The 6,595-nt window shown below is 75.4% G+C and carries 7 protein-coding genes; 4 read left to right on the plus strand and 3 right to left on the minus strand.

The window, feature by feature from the left end:
- Positions 1-5: 5 nt before the first annotated feature.
- Positions 6-734 (minus strand): pyridoxamine 5'-phosphate oxidase family protein, encoded by a 729-nt coding sequence (locus ACIOHG_RS35360; protein WP_400957128.1) that lies wholly within the window; start codon positions 732-734, stop codon positions 6-8.
- 262 nt (positions 735-996) lie between these two features.
- Between ACIOHG_RS35360 and ACIOHG_RS35365 the strand changes: the two genes are divergently transcribed.
- Positions 997-1,860, plus strand: a complete 864-nt coding sequence (locus ACIOHG_RS35365; RefSeq protein WP_400957131.1) for a universal stress protein — start codon at positions 997-999, stop codon at positions 1,858-1,860.
- A 64-nt stretch (positions 1,861-1,924) separates the two neighbouring features.
- Here ACIOHG_RS35365 and ACIOHG_RS35370 read toward each other — a convergent pair whose 3' ends face one another.
- Entirely contained in the window at positions 1,925-3,589 is a 1,665-nt protein-coding gene (locus ACIOHG_RS35370) for a PP2C family protein-serine/threonine phosphatase (RefSeq protein WP_400957134.1), read from the minus strand.
- A gap of 339 nt (positions 3,590-3,928) precedes the next feature.
- Positions 3,929-4,447, minus strand: a complete 519-nt coding sequence (locus ACIOHG_RS35375) for a hypothetical protein (protein ID WP_400957137.1) — start codon at positions 4,445-4,447, stop codon at positions 3,929-3,931.
- Between the two features lie 399 nt (positions 4,448-4,846).
- Between ACIOHG_RS35375 and ACIOHG_RS35380 the strand changes: the two genes are divergently transcribed.
- The 3 genes from ACIOHG_RS35380 to ACIOHG_RS35390 form a co-directional block, all read left to right on the plus strand.
- Entirely contained in the window at positions 4,847-5,410 is a 564-nt protein-coding gene (locus ACIOHG_RS35380; protein ID WP_400957140.1) for a hypothetical protein, read from the plus strand.
- A 275-nt stretch (positions 5,411-5,685) separates the two neighbouring features.
- On the plus strand, positions 5,686-6,231 hold the full coding sequence (locus tag ACIOHG_RS35385) for a DUF6817 domain-containing protein (RefSeq protein ID WP_400957143.1): 546 nt from the start codon (positions 5,686-5,688) through the stop codon (positions 6,229-6,231).
- A gap of 176 nt (positions 6,232-6,407) precedes the next feature.
- On the plus strand, positions 6,408-6,595 hold a 188-nt coding region (locus ACIOHG_RS35390; protein ID WP_400957146.1), incomplete at its 3' end, for a hypothetical protein.

The raw sequence follows: 6,595 nt of genomic DNA on the forward strand, positions 1-6,595 counted from the left end.
GCGGTTCAGCGCCGGACGGAGCGGATGCTGCGGCCGGTGACGGTGGCGGGAGTCAGCCGGACCCAGCGGCCGTGGGCCGGGGGCTGCGGGAGTTCGGCGAGCAGCGCGGGTTCGGTGACGTACTCCAGCGGGCCGGTCAGCAGGACGCTCCAGCCCTGGTCGAGGTCGCGGTCGGCGCGGTCGACCTCGAACGCGACGGTGTCGGACGGGGTGCCGCCGTTCGGGCGGGGCGAGAGCGGGCCGTCCGCGTCGGTGCGGTAGAGCACGGTGCGGTCGTGCACGAGGTAGCCGACGGGGCGCACCAGGGGGCCGTCGGGGCCGTTGCGGGCGATCCGGCCGAGGCCGCTGCTGCCCAGGCGCTGCCAGCACTCGTCGACGGTCAACTCGCCGAGCACGGGCGGTCCCGCCACTGCGGGGGCGTTCGCGGAGCCGCTTGCGAGGTCGCTCGCCCGGCCCGGGGCGTGGTCCTCCGGGGGTCCGGTCACCAGTTCCCGGTACTCCAGGCCGAGGACGGCGGCCAGCCGCAGCAGCGCGGGCGGGTCGAAGGCGCGGTCGAGCTCCAGGACCCGGTGCAGGTAGGCGGTCGACATGCCGGCTTTCGCGGCGGCCTGCGCCTCGGTGAGTCCGAGGTCGGCGAGGCGGTCGGCGAAGCGCTGCGCGAGCGCGGTCGCGGGGGCTGTCGCAGGTGCTGGGGCGGTCGCCGGAACGCTCGCGGGGGCGTGTTCGGTGGTCACTTCGGTCACCTCCCGTGGGAATCGGCGGGACATCGGCGGGACATCGGCGGAGAGCCGATGGAGGGTCGGCGGGGGATCGGCCGGGCCACCGGTTCTCCCCCTCCAGGATGCGCCCGTGCCCCGCGTCCCGGGCGGGACCAACGGCCCTCCCCCGCCGGGCCCGGCGGCCCTGGTGCCCGGGCGGGGGCGGGAGCAGAGTGGGCCGCGACCCCAGGTGCGGGCGGCCGTGGCCCGCGGGGATTCGCACAGGGAAGGCACCGCCATGACTCGTCCCGTTCTCGCCGCAGTCGACGCGTCCGTCCGCAGCCGGGCCGCCGCGCACTGGGCCGCCCAGGAGGCGGGTCGGCGGGAAGCGCCGCTGCGGCTGCTGCACGCCCGGCCGTTCCTCGGACGCAAGGCGAACGACCTGGTGGCCCTGGACGATCTGGAGGCGGGTGCCCGCAGCATGCTGGACGAGGTCGCCCGGGAGCTGGCGGCCGCGTACCCGGGCCTGGCGGTGGAGCACGAGCTGGTGCCGGACGCGGCGATCGACGGCCTGGTGGAGACGGCCGGGCAGGGGCAGCTGCTGGTGATCGGCACCCGGGGCCTGGGCGGGTTCCACGGGCTGCTGGTCGGCTCGGTGAGCCTCGGCGTGGCGGGCCGTGCGACGACCCCGGTGGTGCTGGTCCGGGAGGGCCGGCCGGAGCCCGAGTCGCACGAGCCGGAGGTCACGGTCGGCTTCGACGCGCTCGAACCGGCGGACGCGGTCCTGGAGTTCGCGTTCGAGGCGGCGCAGCTGCGCGGGGCCCGGGTGCGGGTGGTGCACGGCTGGGAGCTGCCGCCGGTGTACGGCTACGCGGGGTGGGTCCCGGTGGAGACGGAGCGGACGGAACTGGGTTCGCTGGCGGAGACGATGGTCGCCGAGGCGGTCGCCCCGTGGCGGGAGAAGTACCCGCGGACGCTGGTGCTGGAGGACGTCCGCACCGGGGGCGGCGCGGCGGCGCTGGTCGAGGCCTCGGCCACGTCGGACCTGGTGGTGGTCGGCCGCCGGACCCGTCCGCTGCCGCTGGGCACCCGGCTGGGCGGCGTCACCCACGCGGTGATCCACCACGCGCAGTCCCCGGTCGCGGTCGTCCCGCACGCCTGACGGGCCGCCGGGCCCGGCGGGTCCGCGGGGCTGCCGGGTCCTGTCGGCCCCCGCTGTCACCCGGTCAGTCGTCGAAGCGGAAGGCCAGCAGCGTCGCGTCGTCCTCGGAGAGCGGGCCGGACATCTCCCACACCACGGCGTCGACGAGTTCCTGCAGGTCGGGCCCGGTGGAGCGGTCCTCGGCGGCGAGCCGTTCGACGGTGGCGCAGAGCGCGGTGAGGCGGTCGTCGATGTCCTGGTCGCGGCGCTCGACCAGGCCGTCGGTGTACAGCAGCACGGTGTCGCCGGGACGGACGTCCGTCTCGACCGCGCCGTAGCCGATGTTCGGCAGCACGCCGAACGGCGGGCCGGTGTCGGGTTCCAGGACGGTGGCGCGGCCGTCCCGGAGCAGCACCGGTGGGGGGTGGCCGGCGCAGATCCAGCGCAGCAGGCGCCGGTCGGGGTAGTAGCGGGAGACGATCGCGGTGGCGGTGGCCTCGTCGCCCTCGTCGCAGGCGATCCGATTCAGCCAGCCGCCGAGCGACTCCACCAGCGCCCCGGTGAACGCCAGCCCGGCCAGCGCGTGCCGCAGCATCGACATCAGCGCGACCGCGTCCAGCCCGTGGCCGCGTGCGTCGCCGACCGCCAACAGCACTTGTCCGTCCGGGAGTTGGCGCACCTTGTACCAGTCGCCGCCGACCCGTGCCTCGGCCGGGCGGTAGGCGGCGGCGGTGCTGACGCCGAGCCCGTCGAGGGTGGCGGAGCGCGGCTGCAGGGCGTCCTGCAGCCGCTGGACCACCCGGTGTTCGGCGTCGGCCCGCCGGGCCTGGCGCTCCGTCTCCTCCTCCTGGGCCCGCAACAGCCTTCGGCTCTCGGCGAGTTCGGTGACGTCCTGGAGCACGGCCCGCAGTCCCTCGATCGGGCCGCCGTCCTCCCGGACCACCTCCGCGACCAGCCGGATGCGGCGGCGGCGCCCGTCGCCGTACGCCTCGACCAGCAGGTCGATGTCCTCGCCGGTGCTGAGCAGCCGGTCCAGGGCCCGGTAGAGCGCGGGCCGGCTGGTCTCGGTGATCCGGCCGAGCGCCCGGCCGGTGGGGACGGTCGGCGCGTCCGGCGGCAGGCCGAGCAGGACGGCCAGGCCCGGGGAGACGTCGAGCCGGCCGTCGCGCAGGCTCCACTCGACCCAGCCGACCCGGGCGATCCGCTGCGCGGCGCGGGCCACCTCCTCGGTCCGGTCGTCGGTCCACACCAGCAGCAGCCGACGGCCCAGCCGGTGCACGGTCACCCGCTCCCGGCTGATCCGGACCCCGCCGTCGGCGGCGACCGCCTCCCAGCGCACCGGGACGGCCCGGGCCGCGAGACCGGTGCGCAGCACCTCGGCCGCCGTACCCGCGAAGGTCGCGCTCCACAGCCCCGGGTACGCCTCCCGCAGCGAGGGCCCGCCGCCGTCCGGGACCGGTCCGGGGTGCTGCGGGTGCCGGGCGGCCGCCTCGTTGACGACCAGCACGACCAGGTCGCGGACCGTGCCCGTGGTGTCCCGCACCGGCGCCGTGAGCACGGCGGCCTGCGGCACGGCGTCCAGCAGGCGCCGCAGGTCATCCTCCGGCGGCCGGGGCGGCTCCGGCGGCACGGGCGCCGCCTGCGCCGGCGGCGCGCCGACCGGGGCGGGCCCGCGCTGCTCCTCGCGCAGCCGCCGGACGGTACGGCGCAGGTCCTCCCCGGGGTCCCGCTGCTCGCCACGCCCGTCCACCGCCCCGCCCCTCTCCGCTCGGCCCTCCCCACCACCTTTCCGCCCCACCCCCCGACCGTCGACCCGAACCGCCCGCCCGAGTGAGCCCCCGCCCCCTGGCGGCCCGCCGCCCCGGCGCCGGAACGGTCCCGGGCGCACCGCTGCCGACGACGTCCCTCCTCCCGCCGCCCGCCGCGCCCCGGTCAGCCGTCCCTCCCCTCACCCGCCCCGTGGTGGCCGTCGCGCGGCGCCACCGAACTCGGCCTCTCCCCCGCGCCCCGCAACGCACCCGCACCACCGCCGGCGCCGTTGCCTGCCACCGCCTGCCGGACGATTCCTGGCGCCGCCCCGAAGAGCTCGTCATTCGGCGCGGGAAGCCCTCTCGGCCTCCTCCCGGAGAGCGCGGATCTCCGTGGCCGTCGTCCGGCTGAGCCGCTGGGCGGCGGCGCGGAGCTCGGCCTCCCAGGCCCGGAAGGACTCCGGCTGCCCGTCCGCGATGTACTCGACGTAGTACTCGTCGCTCACGGCCCGGAGGAACTCGTGCTCCGCCCCGGTCTGCGCCGCCGTCAAGCCCTGCCAGACCCTCGCCGCCACCTCGCCGGGGGTTTTCACCCCCGCTGCGAGGCCGCCCGCCAAGTGGTGGAGCAGGCACCGTTCGGCGGTCTCCTCGTCGGGCACGGAGCTGCCCAACTCGTGCACCGCCTGCCGGAACAGCACCGCAAGCTCCGTCGTGTCCTCCGCCCTGCTGCGCCCGGCCAGGTCGCGCAGCGCGGGCGAATCCAGGCCGGCGGCCAGCAACCGGGCCGCCTGCATCGGCAGGTCCGCCGACTCGACGACGCCGACGACGTACTGCCACGCAACCGCGAACACCTGATCCATGTCAGTATCCTGCCGACCGCCGAGTCTCCGTACGATCGATTTTCGGTCCGGGCGGGAAGCGGTGGCAACGCCGCTCCGCGCCCCGGCGCGTGACGGTCGCGGCGCGCCCGGCCTCTGACGAAACCACGGAAGTTGTTCGAGCCGGCGGTGTCCGCCACGCCTGCTGCACCTACCGGGCCGCTGGGCGGCGGCCCTCTTGCACGCGGTGCCGCCCTTGCCCGGGCAGGCCCTACGGCCCAACCGGTCCTAGCCGTAACGGACTTGGAAGCGTGATGCCGATGAGCCTTCCGCAGTCGCGGTCGTCCTCCTGGCGGAGGAGTCGGTGCCCTTCTCCGGGGCGAGAATCTGACCCTGCTTCAGGCCGATCCCCGGCGCCCGCCGGGCGGAGAGGATCGACCCATGCGATTCAAGACGCTTCACCCTTCCCCGACGGTCGGCGGTACCGCGCGGCCGGTTCCCAGGTGGGCTGTCCGCTGCGCGCGGCTCATACCCCTGATCGTCCTGCCCTCGTGCCTGTGGCGCCTGCCGTTCGCCTTCGACTACGACATGGGCCAGGTCTACGCCGTCCACAAGACCTGGCACTGGTGGGTGATCCTCTACGTCTTCGGACTCAGCCTCCTCGCCGAAGGGCTCGCCCACCTCTCCTACGGCCTGGTGGCCGGCTGGGGCGAAACGGTTCCGTCCTGGATTCCCGGCATCGGCGGCCGACGCGTCCCACCGCTCGCGGCGATCGTCCCCGCCACCCTGGGCGGCCTGGCCCTGACCGCGCTGTGGGGCCAACTGCCGCTCGCCCTGCTCCACCTCGGAGCCCCCCTCGTCGAGTACTCCAACGGCTGGTGGAAGGCCCTCGGGCTCGCGGCCGGTCTCCCACTGAGCCTGTGGGGCCCTCTGCTCCTGGCCCTGACGTACGCCTACTACCAGCGCCGCCGCGGAGAGCGCGATGCGGCCGACCCGGCCGGGTGAAGCCGGTACGGTCCTTCCAACGAACGGCAGTTGCTGTCGGCGCACCCGGCAGGTCGAAGCCCTTCGAAGGACAAGCCTCCAGGGCGGGGCCGCCACCACAGGCCCGGACGCTGTGCAGCTTCCACGTCCACCGCAGCCGCTCCGACGGCATCCGCTTCGAGCGCGGGCCACCGGTCGAACGGGCTGACCCCACTGCGGGATGATCGTCGGCTTCCGTCCTACGATCGGAGTTGATTCCCCCTCATGCGATGCTCGTTCGAACGGGTGGTACTGAGATGACCGCAGCAGCGCTGGCGATCTTGCAGGCGGCCGGAGCCGAGCGGATCGAGCACCCCGGCGGAACACTGCTGGCGCACCTGCAGCGGGTCGGCGAGCTCCTCGCCTCGTGGGGCGCTCGCCCGGCGTTGGTGTCGGCCGGGCTGTGCCACGCGTTCTACGGGACCGACGGGTTCCCGGTCGCGCTGCTGGACCTGGAGCGTCGGGCGGAACTGGTCGAGGCGATCGGCACCGAGGCCGAAGCGCTCGTCTACTTCTACGCCTCCTGCGACCGCCGGTCCTCCTACCGCGAACTGGCCGACGAACGAGGAACGTTCGTCGATCGGTTCACCGGCGCGGCGACGCGTCCGAGCCTCGAAGCGCGACGGGACTTCGCCGAACTCACTGCCGCCAACGAGCTCGACATCGCCGCGATCAGCGCGGAGGTCCGCCTGCGCCACGGCGCCGACCTGCTCGACCTCTTCACCCGGTGGAGTCCGCTGCTGTCCGCCCCGGCCCGGGCCCACTGCCTGAGCGTGCTGGACCAGCCCCGCCCCGGGAATTGACCGCTCCGCTCCGGGCGTCGACCACTGCGCACGCCCGGCCGCGCGGTCCACAGCGGCTTCCCTGGGAAGAAGAGGAGGCTGACACGGCCGAAGATCCCGAAAACGGTGCCCGCCGTGGCCCGGCCGGACGAAGATGAACACCGTCGGACGTGCGGGTGAGCGGGACAGGGGTTCGGGTGGGTGGGGTGGACGGCGGCGGCGGGTCGGGGGAACTCGGCGAGCTGCGTGCGCTGTTGCAGGACGGGCTGGTCCGGGCCGGGCTGACGGAGGACCGGCTCGCGGACCGTACGGGGCTGGAGCCGGGCACCGTCCGGGCGGCCCTGCGGAGCGGCGGGGGCGCTCCGGGCGCCGCGACCGTCGCCGT

It is taken from the genome of Kitasatospora sp. NPDC088134, assembly GCF_044741705.1.
Taxonomy (GTDB): domain Bacteria; phylum Actinomycetota; class Actinomycetes; order Streptomycetales; family Streptomycetaceae; genus Kitasatospora.

Bases quoted from the DNA above. Each gene is read 5' to 3' on its own strand.
- ACIOHG_RS35365 (WP_400957131.1), top strand. From the start codon at position 997: ATGACTCGTCCCGTTCTCGCCGCAGTCGACGCGTCCGTCCGCAGCCGG.
- ACIOHG_RS35375 (WP_400957137.1), bottom strand. From the start codon at position 4,447: ATGGATCAGGTGTTCGCGGTTGCGTGGCAGTACGTCGTCGGCGTCGTC.
- ACIOHG_RS35380 (WP_400957140.1), top strand. From the start codon at position 4,847: ATGCGATTCAAGACGCTTCACCCTTCCCCGACGGTCGGCGGTACCGCG.
- ACIOHG_RS35385 (WP_400957143.1), top strand. From the start codon at position 5,686: ATGACCGCAGCAGCGCTGGCGATCTTGCAGGCGGCCGGAGCCGAGCGG.